Source organism: Bacillus sp. KNSH39, from assembly GCF_052656585.1.
The window spans coordinates 4,625,705-4,647,947 of the sequence record NZ_JBQXYO010000001.1; the positions used below are offsets into that span (position 1 = coordinate 4,625,705).

The 22,243-nt window shown below is 34.5% G+C and carries 23 protein-coding genes; 6 read left to right on the forward strand and 17 right to left on the reverse strand.

Going from position 1 to position 22,243, the window contains the following annotated elements; genetic code table 11:
* Nucleotides 1-16: 16 nt before the first annotated feature.
* Nucleotides 17-871, forward strand: coding sequence for a patatin-like phospholipase family protein (locus ACUL40_RS23640; RefSeq protein WP_000892679.1), 855 nt, complete (start codon nt 17-19; stop codon nt 869-871).
* A gap of 125 nt (nt 872-996) precedes the next feature.
* Here ACUL40_RS23640 and ACUL40_RS23645 read toward each other — a convergent pair whose 3' ends face one another.
* Nucleotides 997-2,298 (reverse strand): NCS2 family permease, encoded by a 1,302-nt coding sequence (locus ACUL40_RS23645; protein ID WP_000482713.1) that lies wholly within the window; start codon nt 2,296-2,298, stop codon nt 997-999.
* Nucleotides 2,299-2,500: 202 nt separating this feature from the next.
* Here ACUL40_RS23645 and ACUL40_RS23650 point away from each other — a divergent pair, with 202 nt between their 5' ends.
* From ACUL40_RS23650 to ACUL40_RS23660, 3 genes are all read left to right on the forward strand, one after another.
* Nucleotides 2,501-3,367: an SDR family oxidoreductase gene (locus ACUL40_RS23650; RefSeq protein ID WP_001136261.1), complete on the forward strand. Its 867-nt coding sequence runs from the start codon at nt 2,501-2,503 to the stop codon at nt 3,365-3,367.
* A gap of 66 nt (nt 3,368-3,433) precedes the next feature.
* A complete protein-coding gene (locus ACUL40_RS23655; protein WP_025921749.1) occupies nt 3,434-4,195 on the forward strand; it encodes a L,D-transpeptidase in 762 nt (253 codons plus the stop codon).
* A 103-nt stretch (nt 4,196-4,298) separates the two neighbouring features.
* A complete protein-coding gene (locus ACUL40_RS23660; RefSeq protein ID WP_000834195.1) occupies nt 4,299-4,550 on the forward strand; it encodes a hypothetical protein in 252 nt (83 codons plus the stop codon).
* 13 nt (nt 4,551-4,563) lie between these two features.
* Here the strand turns inward: ACUL40_RS23660 and ACUL40_RS23665 are convergent, their stop codons facing one another.
* The 13 genes from ACUL40_RS23665 to ACUL40_RS23725 form a co-directional block, all read right to left on the reverse strand.
* Nucleotides 4,564-5,505, reverse strand: a complete 942-nt coding sequence (locus ACUL40_RS23665; RefSeq protein WP_445422759.1) for a carbohydrate kinase family protein — start codon at nt 5,503-5,505, stop codon at nt 4,564-4,566.
* The gene (gene scrB, locus ACUL40_RS23670; protein WP_000049750.1) at nt 5,502-6,977 is read right to left on the reverse strand and encodes a beta-fructofuranosidase; all 1,476 of its coding nucleotides are present in this window, start codon (nt 6,975-6,977) and stop codon (nt 5,502-5,504) included. Before scrB ends, ACUL40_RS23665 begins: the two co-directional genes overlap by 4 nt.
* A gap of 17 nt (nt 6,978-6,994) precedes the next feature.
* Nucleotides 6,995-8,371: a sucrose-specific PTS transporter subunit IIBC gene (locus tag ACUL40_RS23675; RefSeq protein WP_445422758.1), complete on the reverse strand. Its 1,377-nt coding sequence runs from the start codon at nt 8,369-8,371 to the stop codon at nt 6,995-6,997.
* 135 nt (nt 8,372-8,506) lie between these two features.
* Nucleotides 8,507-9,493, reverse strand: a complete 987-nt coding sequence (locus tag ACUL40_RS23680) for a LacI family DNA-binding transcriptional regulator (RefSeq protein WP_001140401.1) — start codon at nt 9,491-9,493, stop codon at nt 8,507-8,509.
* A gap of 117 nt (nt 9,494-9,610) precedes the next feature.
* A complete protein-coding gene (locus tag ACUL40_RS23685; protein ID WP_001115482.1) occupies nt 9,611-9,826 on the reverse strand; it encodes a DUF1540 domain-containing protein in 216 nt (71 codons plus the stop codon).
* Nucleotides 9,827-9,898: 72 nt separating this feature from the next.
* On the reverse strand, nt 9,899-10,354 hold the full coding sequence (locus ACUL40_RS23690; RefSeq protein WP_000738435.1) for a thioredoxin family protein: 456 nt from the start codon (nt 10,352-10,354) through the stop codon (nt 9,899-9,901).
* 12 nt (nt 10,355-10,366) lie between these two features.
* Nucleotides 10,367-10,786: a disulfide formation protein C gene (locus ACUL40_RS23695; RefSeq protein WP_000532265.1), complete on the reverse strand. Its 420-nt coding sequence runs from the start codon at nt 10,784-10,786 to the stop codon at nt 10,367-10,369.
* A gap of 165 nt (nt 10,787-10,951) precedes the next feature.
* Entirely contained in the window at nt 10,952-11,200 is a 249-nt protein-coding gene (locus ACUL40_RS23700; protein WP_001195459.1) for a YhdB family protein, read from the reverse strand.
* A 120-nt stretch (nt 11,201-11,320) separates the two neighbouring features.
* Nucleotides 11,321-11,833: a PCYCGC domain-containing protein gene (locus tag ACUL40_RS23705; RefSeq protein ID WP_000761036.1), complete on the reverse strand. Its 513-nt coding sequence runs from the start codon at nt 11,831-11,833 to the stop codon at nt 11,321-11,323.
* Nucleotides 11,834-11,887: 54 nt separating this feature from the next.
* Nucleotides 11,888-12,988 (reverse strand): GerAB/ArcD/ProY family transporter, encoded by a 1,101-nt coding sequence (locus ACUL40_RS23710; RefSeq protein WP_001095038.1) that lies wholly within the window; start codon nt 12,986-12,988, stop codon nt 11,888-11,890.
* 16 nt (nt 12,989-13,004) lie between these two features.
* Complete coding sequence (locus ACUL40_RS23715) at nt 13,005-14,090, reverse strand: Ger(x)C family spore germination protein (protein WP_445422757.1); 1,086 nt, start codon at nt 14,088-14,090, stop codon at nt 13,005-13,007.
* Nucleotides 14,087-15,604: a spore germination protein gene (locus tag ACUL40_RS23720; protein WP_000467485.1), complete on the reverse strand. Its 1,518-nt coding sequence runs from the start codon at nt 15,602-15,604 to the stop codon at nt 14,087-14,089. The genes ACUL40_RS23715 and ACUL40_RS23720 overlap by 4 nt, the downstream gene beginning before the upstream one ends.
* 125 nt (nt 15,605-15,729) lie before the next feature.
* Nucleotides 15,730-16,326: a hypothetical protein gene (locus tag ACUL40_RS23725; protein WP_000276978.1), complete on the reverse strand. Its 597-nt coding sequence runs from the start codon at nt 16,324-16,326 to the stop codon at nt 15,730-15,732.
* Between the two features lie 238 nt (nt 16,327-16,564).
* Between ACUL40_RS23725 and ACUL40_RS23730 the strand changes: the two genes are divergently transcribed.
* Nucleotides 16,565-17,125, forward strand: coding sequence for a nitroreductase family protein (locus ACUL40_RS23730; protein WP_000214819.1), 561 nt, complete (start codon nt 16,565-16,567; stop codon nt 17,123-17,125).
* Between the two features lie 235 nt (nt 17,126-17,360).
* Here the strand turns inward: ACUL40_RS23730 and ACUL40_RS23735 are convergent, their stop codons facing one another.
* From ACUL40_RS23735 to ACUL40_RS23745, 3 genes are read right to left on the reverse strand one after another with little or no spacing between them, the layout of a single operon-like run.
* Nucleotides 17,361-17,666, reverse strand: coding sequence for a YkgJ family cysteine cluster protein (locus ACUL40_RS23735; RefSeq protein WP_000627670.1), 306 nt, complete (start codon nt 17,664-17,666; stop codon nt 17,361-17,363).
* The gene (locus tag ACUL40_RS23740; protein WP_000739847.1) at nt 17,663-19,027 is read right to left on the reverse strand and encodes a hypothetical protein; all 1,365 of its coding nucleotides are present in this window, start codon (nt 19,025-19,027) and stop codon (nt 17,663-17,665) included. Before ACUL40_RS23740 ends, ACUL40_RS23735 begins: the two co-directional genes overlap by 4 nt.
* Nucleotides 19,028-19,037: 10 nt before the next feature.
* Entirely contained in the window at nt 19,038-20,051 is a 1,014-nt protein-coding gene (locus tag ACUL40_RS23745) for a hypothetical protein (RefSeq protein ID WP_001130767.1), read from the reverse strand.
* Between the two features lie 735 nt (nt 20,052-20,786).
* Here ACUL40_RS23745 and ACUL40_RS23750 point away from each other — a divergent pair.
* Nucleotides 20,787-21,614 carry a hypothetical protein gene (locus ACUL40_RS23750; protein ID WP_445422756.1) on the forward strand — a complete coding sequence of 276 codons (828 nt, stop codon included), beginning with the start codon at nt 20,787-20,789 and terminating at the stop codon, nt 21,612-21,614.
* The last annotated feature ends 629 nt before the right edge of the window (nt 21,615-22,243 follow it).

A 22,243-nucleotide genomic window follows, 5' to 3' on the forward strand; every position in this document is an offset into this window, starting at 1 on the left:
TAGAGGAGAGAGTAACATGCTTGAAAATACGGGGTTAGTATTAGAAGGCGGCGGTATGCGTGGTGTATACACGGGCGGGATATTAGAATACTTTATGGAACAAGATTTATATTTTCCATATGTAATCGGTGTATCAGCTGGTGCTTGTCATGCAGCGTCGTATCTTTCCAGACAAAGAAATAGAAATAAAACGGTCAATATTGATTATGCATCACATCCGAAATATTTATCGTATAAAAACTTATGGAGAAAACGTCAGCTATTTGATATGGATTTCATTTTCCACGAAATCCCAGAAAAGCATGTGCCGTTTGATTTTGAAACATACTTTAATAGCCCGGAACGTTTCCTTGTAGGAACGACGGATTGTGAAACAGGGCAATCAGTTTATTTTGAAAAAGAAGGCACGAATGATGATGCGCTAAATTTATTACAAGCGTCTAGTTCATTGCCTTTCATTGCACCAGTAGTAAATTATCGTGGCAAGCAACTGTTAGATGGCGGGATTTCTGATCCAATTCCAGTTCGTAAAGCACAGGAAGATGGATTTAAAAAATCAGTCGTAATTTTAACGAGAAATCATGGTTACGCAAAGAAAAAATCAAGATTTGGGTGGATTGCTGCGAAAGCTTATAAAAAATATCCGAACCTTGTGAACACGATGCTAAATCGTTATGAAGTGTATAATGAAACACTTCACTATATTGAAAAAGAAGAACAAGCTGGCAATTTATTTGTTATTCGCCCAGAAGTGCCGCTTCAAGTAGATCGTATGGAAAAAGATACAGCAAAACTACAAAATTTATATGAGCAAGGCTATGAAGATGCAAAGAGGCAATTTGCAGATTTGCAGGCGTTCTTGCAAAAATAATAATTAGGCTGTGGAGATGGAGTTCTCTGCAGTCTTTTTATATTGCTTTTAAAAAAGGAAAATAGAACATCGAATTTCGATGCTCTACTTTTTATGTATAAAAAAATCCCTCTTTATGAGAGATTTTAATGTGGTAAGAATATCAATTGATAAGCAAACAAAATTCCAAATACATATACAAGTGGGTGAACAGCACGGAATTTACCTTTTGCCACTTTCATAAGTGGGTATGAAATAAATCCAAGTGCGATACCTGTTGCGATACTTGATGTAAGTGGCATGCTTAAGATTACTAAGAATGCTGGGAATGCTTCATCAAATGCGTCCCAATCGATGTGGCGAACTGAACCCATCATAAGACTACCAACGATAATTAATGATGGTGCAGTAATAGCTGATACACCAGAAACAGCACTTACTAATGGGCCGAAGAATGCTGCTAGTGCGAATAGAACCGCTACTGTAACAGTTGTTAAACCAGTACGACCACCAGCTGCAACACCAGCAGATGATTCAATGTAAGCTGTTGATGGTGTCGTTCCGAACATAGAACCAATAGTTGCTGAGAATGAGTCAGATAGAAGAGCTCGTCCTGCTTTTGGAAGCTTTCCGTCTTTCATAAATCCACCTTGTTGTGCAACGCCAAGTAATGTACCTGTTGTATCGAATAGTGTAACAAGGAAGAATGAGAATACAACGCCGTATAATCCGTAGTTAATTACGTCAGATACAGCAGTAATTGGATTTGAAACGATAATTCCTTCTGGTAAACCAGGCATTGATGTAACACCGTTTGAGAATGATAATTGTCCCGTGAAGAAAGCGATAATACCAGTTAATAGCATCCCGATAAATAGTGCGCCATTTACATTTAAAGACATAAGGACAATTGTAATTCCAAGTCCAGCTAATGCTAGTAGTACTGGAGCAGAGTGAAGATCACCAAGTCCAACTAAGTTTGCATCATTTTTTGTAACGATACCTGTTAAACGTAAACCGATAAAGGCGATAAATAGCCCGATACCAGCAGTAATTGCATGTTTTAAGTTTTCAGGAATTGCTTCCATTAATTTTGTACGGAAAGATGTAAATGATAGCAAAATTAAAATCATACCTGCTACGAATACAGCAGAGAATGCAATTGCGAAAGTCATGCCTTCATGCGCTTTTACAACAGAGTAAGAGAAGTAAGCATTTAATCCCATACCTGGCGCGATTGCGATTGGTAAGTTTGTAAAGATTGCCATAAATAATGTTCCGACAACAGCAGCGATAATTGTTGCTGTAAATGCTTGTTCAAATGGAACACCTGCATCTCCAAGGATAACAGGGTTTACGACAATGATATATGCCATTGTTAAGAAGGTAATAATACCTGCCATAATTTCAGTTTTAATAGAAGTTTTATGTTTTGAAAGGTTAAACATATAAACATCCTTTCTGTTTACGAATAATTTTCACAACAGTTATATATAATATTCGTTTTTTATCTATTTTGCAATAGTTTTGCATAAAAAGTTTATAACAATTCATATTTTGTGTCTTAAATTCGAATATTAATCGTAAAACGATGTGTGAATTTCAGCTTTTTATTGTGCACATGCTAAGGAAAAGGAGTTGAAAGCAGCTATGCCACAGCAAAAAAACTTTATAACAATGCCTGCGCAACATCAAAATAAGCAGCCAGGTATTGAATCATTAATGAGCCCCCTTCCGCAGTTTGAAGATGCAAACTATAAAGGAAGTGAAAAGTTAAAAGGGAAGAATGTGTTAATTACGGGAGGAGATAGCGGAATTGGACGAGCAGTTTCCATCGCTTTTGCAAAAGAGGGAGCAAATGTTGCGATTGCTTATTTAGATGAGGAAGAAGATGCAAATGAGACGAAACAACGTGTTGAAAAAGAAGGTGTAAAGTGTGTATTGTTGCCGGGGGATTTGAGTAATGAACAGCATTGTAAAGATATTGTGGAAGAGACCGCCCGGCAGTTAGGTAGTTTAAATATTTTAGTGAATAACGTTGCACAGCAATATCCGCAGCAAGGGCTAGAGTATATTACAGCAGAACAGCTAGAAAAAACATTTCGTATTAATATTTTTTCTTATTTTCACGTTACGAAAGCAGCCCTTTCTCATTTGAAGAAAGGGGATGTCATTATAAATACGGCATCTATCGTTGCATATGAAGGAAATGAAACGTTAATTGATTATTCCGCAACGAAAGGAGCAATCGTAGCTTTTACAAGATCACTTTCTCAATCGTTAGTGCAAAAAGGGATTCGGGTAAATGGTGTTGCACCAGGCCCGATTTGGACACCGCTTATTCCATCGAGCTTTGATGAGAAGAAAGTCTCTCAGTTTGGGAGCAATGTTCCGATGCAACGGCCTGGTCAACCATATGAATTAGCGCCGGCATACGTATACTTGGCATCTGGTGATTCATCCTATGTTACTGGGCAAATGATACATGTAAATGGGGGCGTTATTGTAAATGGATAGTTTTCATTTATAAGAGCAAAGTAATGTTAATTCCACTTATTATAGGGAGCGCTAGGGGGGATATAGCTGAAAAAGTTATGTTTCATCATACTATTATTTTTCATCCTACCGGTTAGTGCTTTTGCTAATACAGATCATTTAATATTAGTAAATCTTACGACGAACCAGTTGTCTTTTTTTGAAAATGGAAATTACACAAAAACATTTCCAGTAACGACTGGAAGAGATCGTACACCTACGCCTGAAGGTAATTTTTGTATTATAACTAAATTTAAAAATAAAGAATACCATCGAAAAAAAATACCTGGGGGTGCACCGAATAACCCTCTTGGTACGAGGTGGCTTGGACTAGATAAGAATGAATATGCAATTCACGGGACGAACCGGGAATGGACGATTGGAAGTAGGGAATCAAATGGCTGTATTCGTATGCATGACAGGGATATACAATGGTTATATGACCGAGTACAATTACAAACAAAAGTAATCATTTCTCGTTTTCATACGAGCCCCGAATATGAAGCAAATAAACTTGGTTATCGCGTTGTGAGCTGGAATGGTCGAAAAATAGAAAAAGAACAAATTGGAGTACTTACGTTAGTAGACCGCGCGGATATATATTGGCAAGAACCAAATGGACAGTTAACGAAAGTGAAAACGGTATTGCCAAATGAAAGATATCCAGTGTACTCAAAACGAAAAGATGGAATATATTATATAGGAAACAATTCGTATATTATAGATGAAACAGGAGAGAAAGTTCGTTACGAGCAAATTCCTTCTTCGATTTTAAGTAATATATATAAACGGAAATACAATGTTCCGTAATGGCTACCGTATTATAGACGGTAGCTTATTTATACTTGGAGTTTAACTGCAACTATTGTATTTTGCTGAATATAATACAGTACAGATAGGGGGCGGTTATATTATGAAAAGTGAATTTGCGTTTAAAGTTTTCTTAGTAACGACCTGTTTATTTATCGTGTATTTATATGCGTTTCTCGTCTTTTCTTTTTATGTTCCATATGTTGATTTAATATTATTCTTCGGATTTATTTGGGCGTTTGTGAAAGCGAGGGAAGGAGAGAAGAGTATATATCGGCGCATTACCCTATGCGGGACGGCCGTTCTCGTTATTTTGTACTTTTTTATTATGCATGATTTTTGGAGAGGAATGTAAAAAAAGCATACGATTAATCGTATGCTTTTATATCTGTTAATGATGGAAGAGAGGCAATTGCACCGTAATTTGTACATGTGATAGCGCCTACTTTATTTGCAAAGGAGATAAATGCTGTTAAGTCTTTGAAATGATACGAAAGTGTATGTTCACTTTGGGCAATCTGATATAACATTGCTCCAACGAAAGCGTCACCAGCACCAGTTGTATCGACTTGTTGAATGGAAATAGAAGAGACAATAGTTTGACCTTCATTTGTCGCAAGAAGGGTACCGTCTTTTCCAAGTGTAATAGCTACTACTTTTGCGCCATAATTTAATAATTTGAGTGCAGCTTGTTGTAAATCACTCTCTTTAGAGAGCATAGTAGCTTCCTCTTGACTTACTTTTACGAAGTGTGCATGTTTTATAAAGGTTAGACAATCTTGAGAGAATTGTTCTGTATTTGTAATGAGTGCACTTCGATAATTTGGATCAAAAGAAATAAAATGCCCTTTATCTTTCGCATATTGTAACAACTGAAAATACGTTTCTTTTAATGGGCTTGATAGTAAAGCTGTCGCTGAACCGAAATGTATTAAATCATTCGTTTGTATTTTTGATAAATCAATGCTATTGAATTGATATTCACCATCTGCACCACGCATAAAAGTAAAATCACGTTCGCCATCTTGATCGATGGATACGAATGCAAGTGTTGTTTGTTTATCTTTTATGAGCATGGATGTATCGACTTGCGCACGCTGTAAAGTTTGTTCAAGAAACTCACCAAATGGGTCGTTTCCTATTTGCCCCATAAATGTAGCGTGTCCACCTAATTTTGTAATCGCAGCAGCAACGTTAGCGGGTGCTCCACCAGCTTTTTTTTCGAAATCTGAACCGTTTACTAAAGAAACATTAGTATTTCGGCACACAAAATCAATTAATAGTTCACCTATACAAAAGACATTTCTCATACAATCCCTCTTTTCAGCTTATATTGTGTGATGGTAAAGTTTAGTTTTGCATCTGAAAAGATTGCGATATGATGTTTCATGTCTTTTCGAGGAAAAACTCGGGACGTAAAGACTGTTGAACCATCGTATAAGAAAATTTCCACGATGCTTTTATCTACAAATATTTGTAGTTCTATCGTATCTTGAATATCGATTTTTTTACAGCGTTCAAATCCATATTCTCCGCCAAATTGATGGTAGAAGTTGCCCCTGTCTATAGAAATAGTACCTTGTTCCCGATTAAATGTAATGGGGAAACATTCCTCCTCATTGTGGAAGAGAGAAAGACCAAACCGTTTTGCATCTTCTGTTTTAAGTGTAACAATTAATTCATAGGAGTCTTCATCATCAAGCGTTGATAATACATTTAATCCAGCTGTTATATCTCCTGAAATGTCTTTTTTTGTTGTTCGTAGTTTTGTTAATTCTGAAACTGGTTTTTGTTTTAAGATGTTATCTTCTAATGTTAATTCACGTGGAAGTGTTAGGCAATGAGCCCACATATAATCATCAGAAGGATATGTGATTTCACTTGATCCTGCCCAAGCAAACAATAGGCGACGACTAGTAGAGTCTTCTAAAGTTTGAGGGGCATAAAAATCGAACCCTTTATCAGCTTCGTAATAGGAATCAACATGGAAATATAAATTTTTAATATCGAAATGGCCTATAGCATAAACGACATTGTATACATTGTGAAAGTTTTCTCCGTCTTTTTCAATTCCTTGCGGTGAAAAGAGAAGTACATCTTTCCCTGATAATTGGAAGTAATCGGGGCATTCCCACATAAATCCGAATTCTTTTAAGTTTGTTGTAATTTCGCCTTGGAAATGCCAATTGTATAGGTCTTGTGATTTGTATAGTAATAGAGTTCCTGTTTTATTTTCACGTTGGGCACCGAGTAACATATAGTACATATCATTATGTTTCCAGACTTTTGGATCACGTACATGTTTTGTATATCCGTCAGGAATTATATCAATAACAGGATTATTACTATATTTCGTCATCGTATATTGTGAATCCATTGTTGCCATACATTGTTTTGCATCACGGGAATCATCAGGCTTTTTTATATTCCCTGTATAAAGTAGATGAAGAAGGCCATCTTTTACGATAGCACTACCAGAATATGCACCGTGTGATTCATAGCTTTCAGTAGGGATGATGGCTACAGGCATACGCTCCCAGTTAATAAGGTCTTTTGACCTCACATGCCCCCAATGCTTCATTCCATGAATGGGACCAAATGGATACCACTGATAAAAAACGTGATATTCATCATTGTAGTATGATACACCGTTAGGATCATTCATTAATCCAAATGGTGGGTGGATATGATAAATTGGTTTCCATGAATCTTGGTTTGCAATTTCATATAAAGAATGTAATTCGTCTTTATTAGATTGCAGTATTGTTTTATATTTTGACATAGGTTTTCACCCCGTTATTATTTACTTTCTTTATATAAAATGAATGTGGCAACAAAAGCAGTGATAACTGCAATAGCGAAACCAATTATATAGTGAATCATGTTCATCATGCCAAGAGGTGCAACAATTGTAAGCATCGGAATACCTGTTAAACCGTATGCATTAGCCGCTACTTGCATCCAAACAACGTAAGCGCCTCCAATTGCGCCGCCAATAGCTGCTGCAATAAATGGTTTACCAAGTTTTAAATTGACACCAAAAATAGCTGGTTCTGTAATTCCTAAAAATGCTGAAGCTGCTGCTGGAATTGCAATTTCTTTCGTTTTTTTGTTTTTTGTTTTGAAATAGACAGCTAAAGTAGCACCGCCCTGTGCAACGTTCGCCATTGACCAAATAGGGAGTAAGAAATTGACACCGATATCTTTATTTGCGAGTAAGCCCGCTTCAATAGCGTGGAAGCTATGATGTAAGCCAGTAAGAACAATTGTTGAATACAACCCACCGAATATAAGTCCAGCTACTGGCCCTGCAAATTGATAAATTGTATTTAAAAGGTACGTAATGCCGTCACCGATTTTATATCCAATTGGTCCGATAATAATAAGTGATAAAAAGCCAGTTATAATAATTGTTAAGAATGGTGTAACTAATAAATCTAAAGAGTTCGGAACACGTTTTCGAAGTTCTTTTTCAATTGTACTCATAACATATACACATAATAAAATAGGTAAAACAGTACCTTGATAGCCAATCATATCAATATCCATACCAAGGAAATGTAAAACTGTGGGTTTTGCATTTGAAAGAGTCCAAGGATTTGTTAAGCTTGGGTGAGTTAATATACCACCAACAACTGCACCTAAGAAAATGTTTCCACCAAATTCTTTAGCGGCACTAACTCCAATTAAAATGGGTAAAATGATGAAAGCTGCACTTGAGAACATATCAAGTAATTGGATAAGTGAGTGATCTCCAGGAACTAATTTAAACGCTTTCAACATTCCGATTAGACCCATAAGTAAACCGCTTGCAACGATAGCTGGAATAATTGGAACAAAAATATTAGATAGTGTCTTTGCTAGGCGGGCGATAGGATTCATTTTTTTCTTAGGTATATCGTTTGATGTTGTAGAATCTAGTTCGGCTATTCCAATTAGTTTTGAGAATTCATCATATACTTTGTTTACTATGCCAGTTCCAAAAATAATTTGATATTGCTCGGTCGTTGCAAAAGCACCTTTTACTCCATCGATGTTTTCGATTTCTGCAGCGTTTATTTTCGTATCATCCTTTAATATAAGACGAAGGCGAGTCGCACAATGTGTGGCACGAACAATGTTTTCCTTTCCACCAATATTCTGTATTACTTGAGTTGCAATTTGTTTCATATCCATAAAAATTCCCCCTTACTATAAATTCTCTTTTGTGGAACCGGTTCCGCAATAAGTTAAAATAAAAAACAGGGAAATGATGTTGAAAATCCTGTTTTTAAAATGTGGAACCGGTTTTAATTTTATTATAGAGCGCCTTTATATTTTGTCAACGCTTTCTTGGATTTTTAATGTATAACGGGAGTGTAATATTTTTGGTATAGTTTTGTTTTCAACAAGCTGTGAAAGAGAAGTGGCAGCAAGCTTTCCAGCATACTCATAGTCAAACGCAATTGTCGTTAAACTAGGGTGTACCATTTCTGAAATATCATATCCACCGAATCCTGTTACAGAAATATCACCTGGTACAGAAAGAGAGTGGGAGTGAATGACTTTCATTGCGCCAAGAGCGATGTTATCTGTAGCACATACGATAAGAGTTGGGCAATTATTATCTAAAATATGTTGTACTTGTTTCATGGCATCTTCTATGCGGAAAGTTGTTTCGTAATATGAAACGTTGCAAGTCGGTTCTAAATTTTCAATTGCTTTTTGAAAACCATTTTTTCGATTTATTCCAACAGAAATATCATCTTTTTCTATCCCTAAATAGGCAATATGTCGATGGCCTTGCGATAAAACGTATGCCCCTAACTCATAAGCTGCATCATAATCATCGTGAACGAGGCAATATTGATCTTTATATTCTTGCCCGACGAATAAAATAGGGATGTTTGAATTAGCCATAATTTTTTGATGTTCATTCGTCAATGTTTTTGTTAATAAAATAATGCCAGCTACCTTTTGTTTTATAAAGTTTTCAATTGCTTGTATTTCAGTTCCGGTTGTTTGATTTGCATTTGCTACAAGCATTTGATAGTTATTTTCCTGTAATGTTTTATCGATCCCGATAAGTGTTTTCATTGTAGCGAAGGAGTCTAATCGGGGGATGATGACACCAATTAAATTTGTTGTTTTTGCTTTTAAACTTTGAGCAAATGTATTGGGAGAGAAATTTGTTTCTTGAATAATACCTTCGATTTTAAGTTTTGTTTTATCACTTACATATCCGCCGTTTAAGTAACGAGAGACTGTGCTTTTTGCAACTCCAGCCAATTTGGCGATATCTGCAATTGTTTTAGCCATAGTATTTCACCTTCGTATTCATAAAAATGTTAACTTTATTATAGGGAGAATTAGAGATGACGTAAACAAGAAGAGGGAAAGAAAAGACCACCTCACGTATATGAGGTGGAATAATTGTTAATATCTAGGCTTAAATGTATGACAACAAGTCTCTACACTCGTTGCTACAGAACTTTCTAGCGTCTCGTTTGTTAAAACAGCAGCTGTATATGAATCATTTTCAGTTTGACCAGTTTCATCTGCATCAGGCTGAACGATGATCGCACTTGCTTGACAAAAGTTACCTTGTCCCCAAAAAGAACAGTTGGAAACAGAACATCTTACTTCTGGCATAAAACCCCCTCCTTATACATTAGTGTGGGATTTTACGCCCATTTCATGTGTAGAAGGAGTTTCCTTTTCTAATTACTTTTTCGTTTGTTCAAGCCATTCTTTTAATTTGTCTTTCGGCTGTTCACCGCTAATACGGCTCACTTCTTTGCCATCTTTAAAATGAATGATTGTTGGTGTACCTTGAATTTTATATTCATCCCAAGGAGCATCTAATTTTTCAATATCCATAACTTTCATATCAACGTTCAAGTCTTTAGCCATTGGCACTACGACAGGAGATAATTTTTGGCAATGAACGCAAGATGTTTGATAAAAGTATACTGTTTCTTCTTTTTTCTCTTTTAAGTTCTTTTGAAGATCTGAAAGAGAAATTTTATTTGTGTAGTAGTCAGGACCATCTGTTTGACTACCAGTAGCATTATCAATTTTTTGGCTAGTTGAAGCGTTTTTTTCTTCCATTTGTGTTACAGCGAAAATTGCCGCAAACAAGGCGATAATAATACCACCAAATATAAGCATTTTTTTCATTCTTTCATCTCCTTATTTGTTTTTGATGACAATAAAGCTACAAACAGCGATTGTAATAAAGCCGATAAGTGCTAAAAACGGGATTGTCACAAAACCGAACCAGTTTATGTATTCTCCCGTACATGGTACACGTCCACAAGCTGCCCCAGCAGCTGAAAATGCTGCGACTTTTTGAATTGCATAGTGATATAAAGAAATACAAGCACCAATAGTTGCGATTGGTAAAGAATAACTTGCAATGCGATAATCTTTCTTTGCTACAGCGATACCAAGCCATAAAACGAATGGATACATAAAAATACGTTGATACCAACAAAGAACACAAGGCTCAAATTTCATGATTTCGGAAAAGTACAGACTTCCTAGTGTAGCGATAAAAGAAGCTCCCCATGCGGTAAGTAAAGCATATTCTTGCTTTTTTTCTCGTCCCATATTTTATACCTCTCTTATAATAGTTACATACTAAATTATAGTATGAAGTAGTATGGAAAAGAAAGAAAAAATATGTTTATCAATAAAAGTTTTATAAGGAGAAACTTTTATTGATATAAACATTTTAAAAAAGCGCCATTCTCCGGAAGAGAATAGCGCTATATTTTACATTTGAATTTGTTCTACTTCTTCTACATGCGACTTTTGGGATGCGTGGTCAATATATTGAAATAGGAGCTGCAATTGTTTATCAACTTCTGGAAGTTCTTTACTGTATTGATAAGCGTGTAAAAAATGCTCAATACGTTTAGAAAATAATTGATCGTTCGTTTGAACCATGAGAACGAGTAATTTATCCCAATTACAGCAATACGTGTAATAGAGAGCTTTATCATAGTCGTTATATGTTTGCACTGTGTACCCTCCTTACCGAGAGTTATATATAGTGTGTGATAAGTAAGGGGAAATACACTTGAAAGAATTTGTTAAGAAAAAAAGTGAATGAAAAGAAAAAACGAGGAGTTTCCTCGTTTTTTAAGCTTTTGGCATTGGCGTAGGTGTTGGTTTGCCATAGCCTTCTTTGTATTTATTATCGATATAGTTACGAATTTCAAGCGTTGATTTTCCTTTTTGTTTCATGGAAGCAGATTCAACTGCGATTTCTAGGCAATTGACGCAAGTCGTTGCATGGGAGTCCCAAACAACTTCACCATTCTTTTTAATTTCACGAATAAAGCAGTTTTTATTATTTTTATGTCCTACACTTTCACCGCAACCACAATAGCATGGAATCCAATCTAATAGTTCTGCATTTTGTCCAGCGACAGTGTAGATATCTTTCATTTGTGGATCAAGCTTGTCTAGGAAGGTAGGAAGTGTGTCGACTCCTTTTGTTTTCTCTTGAATGTCAGCTTGCTGAGTGTGCGATGCGTGGTCATGTTCTTCTTTTTTTGATTCAGAAGATTTTTGGTCATTTGTACTAGTACTTCCGCATCCAGCAAGAATTAAGCTTAGTACTGCAAGTAAAGAAAATACATACTTTTTCATTCGCTTGTCCCCTTTATAAATGTATTAATCAAATTGTATCAGACTAAGGGACACCTAGGGAGAAGTTTTTTTTGAACGATTTTTGAAGTACCATCTTAGTGAATGAAACAAAAATAAAATTGGGATATAAGCGTATACAATATATAAACCCGCTTGAGATAGTACGGTATTTAATGTGTTGATACTTTCACGGTTTGTGAAAAGTAGAGAAGCTGAAAATATGATGAAAATAAAAAACGGTAATGTAAATTTAAATGAAATATGAAAGGAACGCTTCATCGTTTGACATGATGACCAAATGGTTAAGCAGAGGTTTGGTAAAATAATTAAAAACCAAACGAAAATAATAATATATTCAAAGCGCTGGATAAAAGGAACTTTAATTATTTTTAACATCGTTAAAGTAGGCCAAATAGTACGGTTTAATTGTCCCTCGCTGTAATACATAAAAGATACGATAGCTAAAACTACATAAATTAAGGTGCTAAAAGCAATTCCAGCATGGGCCCATCGCTTTAAAGATTTTCCTTTTTCAATAAAGGGATAAAAGATAAGAATTGTTTCAAACCCCAAAAATTCCAATGCGGATTGTTTTGCAGATATAAGCATGTCAAAAGGTGAATGTGTAAAAATAGGTAAAATATTACGAAAATGAGCATATTTCATTGGATAGATTAAAAAGAATACAACGAAAATAGGAAGAACAATACCCCAAAAACATATCCCTGTCACAGAACGGAAGCCACCTTTTATAATGTAGTAAGTGACTAATAAAAACATAAGCGTAAGTTTCCATAACTTAATGGTAGGGAAAATCCAAACTTGTATCACTTCCATATACGTACGAAGAACCGTAAGGCAAAATAATAAGCAATAAAGAGTGAAAATTACAGAAAATATAGAGCCAACCCATTTTCCAAAGGTTGTTGTATGAATGCTAATTAAATCTCCGTCTTTTTCAAGCATTTTTAACATACAAAACAGCACAATATGAGTTGCAATTCCCGCAATAATAAGAGAAATCCAGGCATCATAACCAGCGTTTTTTAAAATTACACGTTGATATCCGAGAATTCCTATACCAATCTGGAGAGAATGCAATAAAATAAATGCAAAATATGGAGAGACTGTCTTTGTTTTATTCATTGTATTCATTGCTTATTTCACCTCACTATTCTCCGATTCCAGATTGTACAATATTAAGATCTAAATTTACATCCACCGCTACATTTTTATACATATTTCGAATTTGTGTTATATTCCATTTTCTCGTATGGCTTCTAATTTCATCTCGTATTCCTAAAGGATCAATTTCCTTTTCTTGAAATTGTTTTATTAGATCTTCACAGTCTTTTTCAACATTTCGTTCAATTTGTTTTTTTATATAGTTGATATTTGTTTCTTTTCTTAAATCAATCCAATTAGGAGAGTTTTTAATTAATCCATTTAATTTTAAATGGATTTTTACTTTTGGTATGTCGCCAGTTTGATCTATATTATACTTATTTTCCCCAGCTAAGTTTTGTATAACAACCATACCTTTATGTTTATCCTTTTTTATCGCTGCTTCGTAACGTCCATTTTTCGTAGGATTAATAAGTAATTTTGCTAAAACAGAATGTCTTTTATCCGTATACATGACGACTTTATCGCCTTTTAAAAAGGCAAGCCCTTTGACAGCGACAGAATGATTATCGTCCATTTTAATATAAGGAACATAGGCATCACATACGGAAGAGTAATAATTATATAAAAAAGTGTTTAATTCGGTTTGTGGAATGTTTTCATTTCTTATATTTTGTTCGAGTAAATCAGCAATATATAAAGACCCATTTTTTTTTCCGTAATTTAAAAGCTCTTCAGCTGATCCATCTACAATTGCTAGTTGTACATCACGCCCGATATTTGGGTCACGTTGTAAGTTAGTAATAATCTCTCCCATTCCGCGTTCTCCTAGAGCTTTTCCAAATAGGACGACACGCATTTGACCTACAACGACATTGTGAGGAGATTTTGCATTTAATCGTGAAGCGATTGTCTCAAGTGAACGGGCAGATGTTGATTGCGTTTCTGGTTTAGACTTTACACCATGTGTGTACTCTGGGAATAGAATAGTTCCTTGGAATCTTTTCTTTTTTGTGATGTCAAATCCAGCGATATGAATAATACGCTGCGTATCCACTATATAGGTTTGTGTACAGCCAGTTTGTAAAATGAAGAAGATAATGATAATAAGGTGCAATGAAAATTTTTTCATTCATTCTCACCATCACGTTTTTGCTTCGCTTTGTTTGGATTATAGCGCCATTTTGATTTTGGTCTAAGAAAAGAAGGTCTTTGAGCTGTTTGACTAAATGGTAATCGAAGAAAACCTTCTGCTGTACCTAAACCACGAAATGGATATAAAGGTAATAAATAAGGTGATCCAAGTGATTTTAATTTAATTAAATGAGCTAAAATAAATACAAATCCGACAATAAGACCTAATCCTCCGAATGCACCGGCTAAAAGAATAAGTGGAAAGCGTAATAACCGGATAGTAGAAGACATCTTTACGGTCGGTGTTGTGAAAGATGCAAGAGCGGATAAAGCAACTGCAATTAATAAAATTGTACTAGTCAAAGCTGCCTCCACGGATGCTTGGCCAATTACAATCCCCCCAACAATACCAATCGTTTGTCCGACTTTTGTCGGTAAACGCGCTCCAGCTTCACGAAGCAATTCAATTGTAATTTCTAAAAAGAGTGCTTCTAGAATGGGAGGGAAAGGTACGTTAGCTCTCGAGAAAATAATAGGACCTAGTAAATCAGCTGGAATCATTTGATAATGATATGTTAAAGCCGCTGTATAAATAGCGGAGGAAAAAAGAGAAAATATAGCTCCGAAAAAACGAATAATACGAAAGAACGATCCAATCATCCACGGTAAATAATAATCTTCTGGTGAAATGAAAAAATCCAGTAACGTTGTTGGTCCTGATAAAGCATATGGAGAGCCATCTGTTAAAATTAAAACTTCTCCGTTAATTAATGCAAATACAGCTCGATCTAATCGTTCTGTAGGTAATAGAACTGGAAAAGGTGAATTGCTATTATCACTAATAAATTGCTCAATCATAGTTGAATCAAATGGGACATCAAAGTCAATGTCTTCTAGCCGTTGAATTGCGGTGTTGATGAATTGTTCATTTGTAACTCCTTCTATATAAGCAACTGCTACTTTCGTTTTTGACATAGATCCGACGGTAACTTCTTTAAAAATGAGTTGCTCCGTTACGATATTTCGGCGTAATAAGTGTATATTTGTATCAAGGTTTTCAACGAAACCGATTTTAGGCCCGATTACGCTATACTCATTTTCTGTATCGTTATATAATCGTGTTCCTAAAACAGTACTTTCGGCACGAATTAAAGCATATTGATCAGGATTCGAATTGTTTTTTAAGCGTATTAAAATATATCCACCTAATAATTTCTCACGAATATCATCAATAGAAGGGGAGATAATAATGTCTTCAATAGAGACGATATTACATAAATCAGAGATGTTTTGGATTTGTTCCGATTCCTTTTTTAGAGGAGTTAAAATGAATTGTTTAATAATAAGTGCTTCCACGACAGATCTATAATAAAACAAGCACAATGTTTCATTTTCAAGTACGTTATGAGAAACAAAGTCGCTTGATTCTTTCATGGTTTGTATAAATTCTGGAATAGAACAAAGTGTTTTTGTATTAGTCTTTTTTGATTTTTTAGATGATAAACCGAACATTTTCTCACCCCTAACATATATCATTTACTTGTGTTAGTTTTTGGGAAAGACGGGAATTTATACTTAAAAATTGAAAGTTCATAAAGAAAAGGAAGAGTGGTGAATGCCTCTTCCTTTTTAGCATTTTAATTTGTTTTTTGTTCTTTAATAGACTTCACTAATTTCATCATTTCCGCTCGTATATCTTCTCTTTTTACATTTAATTTTTCGGCAATTTGTTTAATGTCCATTCCATCTTTTTTCATCTTTAATACATCATCAAGAGGAGTATTGCTTTTTTGAGAGATGATTGTTAACACAGTAAGATGACGCAATTTGATGTTATATTCTTTCATTTTTTGCTTTAGCTGATCCGGTGTGGATTTTTGCATAGTTGCTAACTGTTGTAGCAGTGCTTGCTTTGTTTCTTTATTCATATGATGCTTTTTCAGCTTACTTGGATCTATACCGAAATGCTCGGCTGTTTTCTCCCAAGATTTATTTTGCTTATAGTAAGCTAAAACATCTTTTATTTCTTTATTACTAATTCTTGCAATATGAGCAGCTTTCCAAATTTCATGTTTGTTATAGCCGAGTTTTTCTAGCGATTGTATTTCTTCATCTGAAATTGGTTTATGGTGATGCATTGTTACTTCTTTTGGGGTGGCAGCGGAAGCGGGGAAGATAATTGCTCCGCATAATAATGCTGCCATAGTCATACTTACCGCGATTTTTTTGTACATGTAAACTCCTCCTAGATGGATAATGTAGAAAACTGTACACATATCATTTCCATAAAATGTGAAATACTTGTGAACAAGTTAAGTTTTTTTATTCACAGCATGGAATGACGTTTTTAGAAGTTTTCCAACATAAAACATTGATTAATAGTAAAAAACTAAGGTATAATCGAAATTGAAAATCAATATCAATACTAATGATAAACTTATACATATAGATAAAAATAAGGGAGAGATAAATATGACTACATATACTTCCATCGCTAATGTGATTAAAGAAAGACGCTCTGTTCGTACATTTACAGACAAAGCAGTAGAAAAAGATTTATTAATTGAACTATTAAACGATGCAACATGGGCACCTAATCATAAGCACCGTGAACCATGGAATTGTAAACTATACATCGGAGAAGGCCGCAAGAAATTAGTAGATGCGGTATTAAACTCTTTCACGGAAGAAGAAAGAGCGAAACGCGGTAAAATTTTATCAGATCGTTTTTTAAGCACGCCTGCACAAATCGTTGTATATATAAATGAAGATCCACGTCAAATTCAACGTGATGAAGATTACGCTGCAACATGTGCATTTATGCAAAACTTCCAACTTCTTGCTTGGGAACGTGGATTAGGTTGCGTTTGGAAATCAGGCGGATTAAACTACAATCCATTATTTATAGAAGGAATCGGTTTAACAAGAGGCCAACGTATCGTTGGAATTCTTCATATCGGCTATTTCGATAAAGCACCAGAAGGAAAAGCTCGTACTCCGATTACGGAGAAGATGGAGATTATTGAAGGTTAAATAGGTAAGGCATCCTTGTTAAAAACAAGGATGTTTTTTGTTTTTGAGAAGACTATGAAATAGCACTCTAGCTATGTTAGTAATTTTTGAGAATAAAGGTTTTATTTATTATATTTTTTATGTAGAGAAGCTACTCTTTTATATGATAATCATAAATATGTAATTAATTTAAATAGGCGTAGGGAGAATAAATACAAACAAGCACATTCCTCAATTAGGATGCGCTTGTTTGTATTTATTCATCAATTTGTTTAATATCAGTTCTATATATGGAAGAGATGTTATGCATTTCCTGTAATTCATTACATGATTTAGCATTTAGGAGATAAAAGTCCTTTTTTGATATAGATTTTTTAAAAAGCTCCTCATATGCTAGTTCGATATTGCAGAGAAGAGGACGTTCTTCATAAATTTTACATGACCGATTGTCAATATCATAATGGATACAACAGCCATCACCTCTGTTTAAATGAGATAGGGAGTCAATACCTTGTATGTTTTGACAACAGATTCCACATTGGGTACAAGGAAAAGTTATCATAATATGAATGACTCTTCACTTAGCATAAATGAATTGAACTCATCTTGATTTTTAAATTTAAACGAGACGTTTAAATTTTCGGCAAGTTGATGAATAGTCGCTTCTATATTTTCACCTGTATGAATCGTTTGTTTAACCAATCCAGTTACGTGTTCTATTTTTGCACCAGTTTCTTGATAAAAGTTACAAATACGTTCTTCTTCTTGTTTAATGTAATCTATAAGGACTTTACTTAATTCTTCAGCTCTTTTTCGTTCCTCAATTGTTAATTCCAATTCTTGTTGAGCACGAGTGAATGCTCCATAAAGTTGTTTCATTCCTAGCATAGCGACGGTGGCGCCGACAGCTGCACCGACAGGACCGAGAAGCATTGCTCCTGCTGCGCTGAATACAATTCCAGAAAAAGTAGTAACAGCGTTTTCACCAACTATTTCTAAAAATTCTTCAATAGATAATTTTCCTTTTATGAGTTGGTAGGAGCTTTCCGTTAGTCGAACAGCTGAAGAAGCAAGAGCTGCTGCTACGTTTCCTTTCATCATCACACTATCTTTACCAATAAATTTAATGCCATGAGCAATGCCTGCAACAGCAGCGCTTTTTCCAGCTTGTTTGCCACTATCTTTTCCTACTTGTATAAATCCATCTTTTATTTGCTTTTCGCTTTTACAAATCTCAACAGTTTGTTGTACAAGTGATACTCCGCCACCTACACATGCCCCTGCTAAAGCACCATTCATCATAGAAGAGAATGTTCCTTCAGCAAATGTATATATTTTTTCTTTTAGTGCGTATGTTTGTGGTTGATTTGTAGCTTTTAAAGCTTCCTCATATGTAGTGCCACCACTTGTAATGTTGTTTGCTTCTAGTTTTCCGTTTATGTGAGGAGCTGCTTGTTCGTAGTCTTTTGCATAAATACTTTGGGAATTTGCACGTTTCTCAACTAATTCTTTTACTTTATCAGCTTTTTCACTGTTAACTAAACGATCCATATCCCCATACTTTTCGCTCGATACCATTCTTGCTAGTGATGCAGCTTTAGCACCAGACTTTGCTTGTACTTCTTTAATTAATGTATCACCATCTTTGATTAAGATATCAGCCGCGGCATGTGGATCTCCTAAAGAGTCTGTTGTAAAAGCACGCAAACTTTCACCTTTTAAGGCTGCGTCTTTATTAAATTTGGTTGCTTCAATAATTTCAAAAAGCCGTCCTTGTGTGATATTGGGTGAACAGTTCATATATTGTTTTGCTACTTTGGTTAGTGTATCCATTCCAGCAAATGTTTCAATAGTAGCATTTCCATAGCGCTCAATTTGCTCAGCTACAATTTGAGTTGCGAGAATATCTAGATTTTTCTTCATATGCAATTACCTAGTACATGTGTTTAATTGATTTTTCTGTGGTTTTAAGAATATTTTCCAAGGTTTTGGATCGGTTGCCACCTTCATCAATAACAGGTGTATCTAATAATTTTTTCAAAATAATTGCAAGTTCAGCAGTATAACGGATCGCAAGTTGTTCATCATCGGAGAAGTTACGATAGTCGATACCCTTTTCATCGATGATAGAACTCATTGTTGCAATATAATCAGCAAAAAGTGTAGTTGTTTCAGTTGTTAAGTTTGATAATTTAATAGTGTACAATTTTATCTCTTTTAAGATAGAAGTGGCACTTTGTAATTTTTGCATTTCTACTGAAACTTCTTCTTTTTTAATTTTCATTTCTTCTAGCTTCTTTTTAGTGGATGCAGCAAAGATCATACTTCCTAATGCTAAAGCAGGAGCAAGAGCAATTCCACCTAGAACAGCCATGCCACCAGCCATTCCTAATCCACCAGCAGCCAGTGATCCACCACCTAAAAATGCTAACGTTGCATTGGTCGCTGCTACTCCGCTTAAAGAAGCAATAGCTGTCCCAGTTGAAGCGGCACCAAATGTTGTTGCTGCTCCGAGTGCTCCGAAAGCTGCAAGTCCACCGCCAGCAATTGCAGAAACGCCAGATTTTAATAGATCAGATGCAGCGATGACTTGTTTTTCTATTTCTTGCATGAAGTGTTTAGAATCAGAAACATCTTCTAGAGAATCAATAGTTGTTTTATCTGTAAAATCAACATTTTTTAACTTCTTGAATTCTGAAATGAATTCTTTCATTGTTCCATTAAGAATATTCAGTTTTAATTCTCCATACTTTTCAAATTGAGTATTTGTATCTTGACGTACTTGATCAAATATATTAAATACAGTTTTGTATTGCTTATCCATCGATTGAGCAATATTCTTTGTTTCTTTCATGTTTTTGTATGAGTCATGTCCTTTTTTTCCAGCGACTGCAGTGGCAACTGCAGCACCAGCAGCAACAGCTAATGGAATAAATGGTAATGGCATTCAAATCGTTCCCTTCATGATAAAATTTTCCTATAATATAATTAAAATATTACAATATTATCGAAGGATATTACAGGTTTTTTGTGAAAAACAAGAAATGTTAGATTGATTTAACATAAAATTCTATATGTATGTTTGAAATATAGAAAGATTGAATTGGGTAGGAATCATGTATTAATCTGTAAGGTATAACAAATATGAAATTCCAAAAATATTTATAAGAAATGGACAAAAATGCTTTTTTGATCCAATTAGAAAGAAATGAGTTTTAATTACTCCTGAAGAAATAGTAAGGTAACAAGGTATTCAGTTTGTAATTAAAGATAGCAAGTTCCAACTGAGTATATTGAGGTTAAAGTACTGATGTCTTATTTTAAGAAAGGTTTAAAAGGAAGTATTTAATTTGCATGATATTTTTGGAAATAGTTATGAAGATATAGAAAATGATCTTAAACAATTAAATGAACCAAATCTAATTATTTTAAAATAAAGTATAAATGATGTGGAAGATGTATTAAGAGAGTTGTTAGAGAGTGTAAATTATCACGGAGATTAGCTAGGCTTAAAAATAATTAATAGGGTTTTGAATGCGTAATACTAAATAATGGGGTAATATTGTGAAGTGAATTTATAACAAAAAGGTACTGTCGTCCTAATAGGCTTCAGTACCTTTTTGTTATAAGACATTCTTCCTTTTTCATATGGTTTATAAATAAAAGAAGGGGAGAAGAGAACATGCAGCTTAGTAATATTCGCTTAGAGTTGGTGAAAATACAAAGCATCGTCCCTATTTATGCTGAACATGTTTCAAAAAGTGCTGTGAAGAAACTAGTTCGAGCTTTGGAACAAGGAAGTATGTTAAGTAGTAGCATCATAGTTGAAAAAGATAAGTTTGAGGATAAATATTGGCTTGTGTCAGGGTTTCCAGAATATATAGCTTATCTCGAGATTGATGATGCAAACCTACAATATAATACAGTCTATTGCGTTGTACAGCCTTATTCTAATGAGACAGAACAAAGGTTGAAGTTGTTACAGAGAATGTTCCACCACCAAGTTACCAAATGGATAGATAAACACATATTAATCAGTCAAATGGTTTATGATGAAAAAAGCATAGATACAATTTCGAAAAAATTAGGGGTCAATAAATCTGATATTAAAAGATATTTCATTCACCCTGATATTCCAATAAGTGTTATTGAAAAGGCTTATCAAAACAGTGGTAGCTTTATTAATTTAGAACAGATTCGAAAGTTGAAATTACATTCATTTTTGAAAGATAGATTGTACGAAAAAGTGGTGCTGCCACAAAGACACATTGATCGTTTAACAACGGACAAATTACAAAAGCTCAAGTGGGTTTTAAAAGAGAAAAATTTTTATGACTTAAAGCGTGAGGATCAATGGGATTTGATACAGCAAGCTTTAAATTACAAAGGAACATTACAGAGCAGTTGGAGTCGAGAAATTCAAAAAAGATTAAAGCATAATGTAAGAAGTAACTACATTATAAGAATGAATTGTAATAATACAAATCATTCTTCAGAGCATAAACATTAGGAACAATTTAGTGAGGTTTTATATATTTTGAAACAGGATAACAACAATTGAGTATAGAAAATGTATTTAGATATTATGCAGGAATTTAAATGGAAATAACGAGGATTATATAATGAAAGATACTATCAAATGATTGGAGTAAAAGGATGACAATTCTTCAGGACTATGGGCAAATGCCACCGCTGTATCGTTTTATTTATTATAAAGTAAGATTTTATGACGGAAAGGATATACACAAATTTGTATCCAAGATGATAAAGGACATCGAGAAGAAATTTATCAACAACTCATGTTAAGTGGAGATGCGAAGGTTAAATGGAAGAATGAAGCGGAGTTATTTAAACTCGTAGTAAAACATTATCCGGACGCAATTTTCCAGTATAGAGCAGATTGACTTGATAAATAGTCTCTTGATGTGTATATTTCTAGTTTGAAAACTGCTATTGAATTTCAAGGACAATAACATTATGAGCCTGTTGAATTTTTTGGAGGAGAAGATGCTTTTCTATATCGCCAAAAACTCGATGCATTAAAAAAAGAAAAATGTAAGGGAAATAAAGTTAAATTGATTGAATGGCATTATCAGGATGTGATATCCATGACAAATTTGAAACGAAAGATTAATCAAT

Bases quoted from the DNA above. Each gene is read 5' to 3' on its own strand.
- ACUL40_RS23640 (WP_000892679.1), top strand. From the start codon at position 17: ATGCTTGAAAATACGGGGTTAGTATTAGAAGGCGGCGGTATGCGTGGT.
- ACUL40_RS23645 (WP_000482713.1), bottom strand. From the start codon at position 2,298: ATGTTTAACCTTTCAAAACATAAAACTTCTATTAAAACTGAAATTATG.
- ACUL40_RS23650 (WP_001136261.1), top strand. From the start codon at position 2,501: ATGCCACAGCAAAAAAACTTTATAACAATGCCTGCGCAACATCAAAAT.
- ACUL40_RS23660 (WP_000834195.1), top strand. From the start codon at position 4,299: ATGAAAAGTGAATTTGCGTTTAAAGTTTTCTTAGTAACGACCTGTTTA.
- ACUL40_RS23665 (WP_445422759.1), bottom strand. From the start codon at position 5,505: ATGAGAAATGTCTTTTGTATAGGTGAACTATTAATTGATTTTGTGTGC.
- scrB (WP_000049750.1), bottom strand. From the start codon at position 6,977: ATGTCAAAATATAAAACAATACTGCAATCTAATAAAGACGAATTACAT.
- ACUL40_RS23675 (WP_445422758.1), bottom strand. From the start codon at position 8,371: ATGGATATGAAACAAATTGCAACTCAAGTAATACAGAATATTGGTGGA.
- ACUL40_RS23680 (WP_001140401.1), bottom strand. From the start codon at position 9,493: ATGGCTAAAACAATTGCAGATATCGCCAAATTGGCTGGAGTTGCAAAA.
- ACUL40_RS23685 (WP_001115482.1), bottom strand. From the start codon at position 9,826: ATGCCAGAAGTAAGATGTTCTGTTTCCAACTGTTCTTTTTGGGGACAA.
- ACUL40_RS23690 (WP_000738435.1), bottom strand. From the start codon at position 10,354: ATGAAAAAAATGCTTATATTTGGTGGTATTATTATCGCCTTGTTTGCG.
- ACUL40_RS23695 (WP_000532265.1), bottom strand. From the start codon at position 10,786: ATGGGACGAGAAAAAAAGCAAGAATATGCTTTACTTACCGCATGGGGA.
- ACUL40_RS23705 (WP_000761036.1), bottom strand. From the start codon at position 11,833: ATGAAAAAGTATGTATTTTCTTTACTTGCAGTACTAAGCTTAATTCTT.
- ACUL40_RS23710 (WP_001095038.1), bottom strand. From the start codon at position 12,988: ATGAATACAATGAATAAAACAAAGACAGTCTCTCCATATTTTGCATTT.
- ACUL40_RS23715 (WP_445422757.1), bottom strand. From the start codon at position 14,090: ATGAAAAAATTTTCATTGCACCTTATTATCATTATCTTCTTCATTTTA.
- ACUL40_RS23720 (WP_000467485.1), bottom strand. From the start codon at position 15,604: ATGTTCGGTTTATCATCTAAAAAATCAAAAAAGACTAATACAAAAACA.
- ACUL40_RS23725 (WP_000276978.1), bottom strand. From the start codon at position 16,326: ATGTACAAAAAAATCGCGGTAAGTATGACTATGGCAGCATTATTATGC.
- ACUL40_RS23730 (WP_000214819.1), top strand. From the start codon at position 16,565: ATGACTACATATACTTCCATCGCTAATGTGATTAAAGAAAGACGCTCT.
- ACUL40_RS23735 (WP_000627670.1), bottom strand. From the start codon at position 17,666: ATGATAACTTTTCCTTGTACCCAATGTGGAATCTGTTGTCAAAACATA.
- ACUL40_RS23740 (WP_000739847.1), bottom strand. From the start codon at position 19,027: ATGAAGAAAAATCTAGATATTCTCGCAACTCAAATTGTAGCTGAGCAA.
- ACUL40_RS23745 (WP_001130767.1), bottom strand. From the start codon at position 20,051: ATGCCATTACCATTTATTCCATTAGCTGTTGCTGCTGGTGCTGCAGTT.
- ACUL40_RS23750 (WP_445422756.1), top strand. From the start codon at position 20,787: ATGCAGCTTAGTAATATTCGCTTAGAGTTGGTGAAAATACAAAGCATC.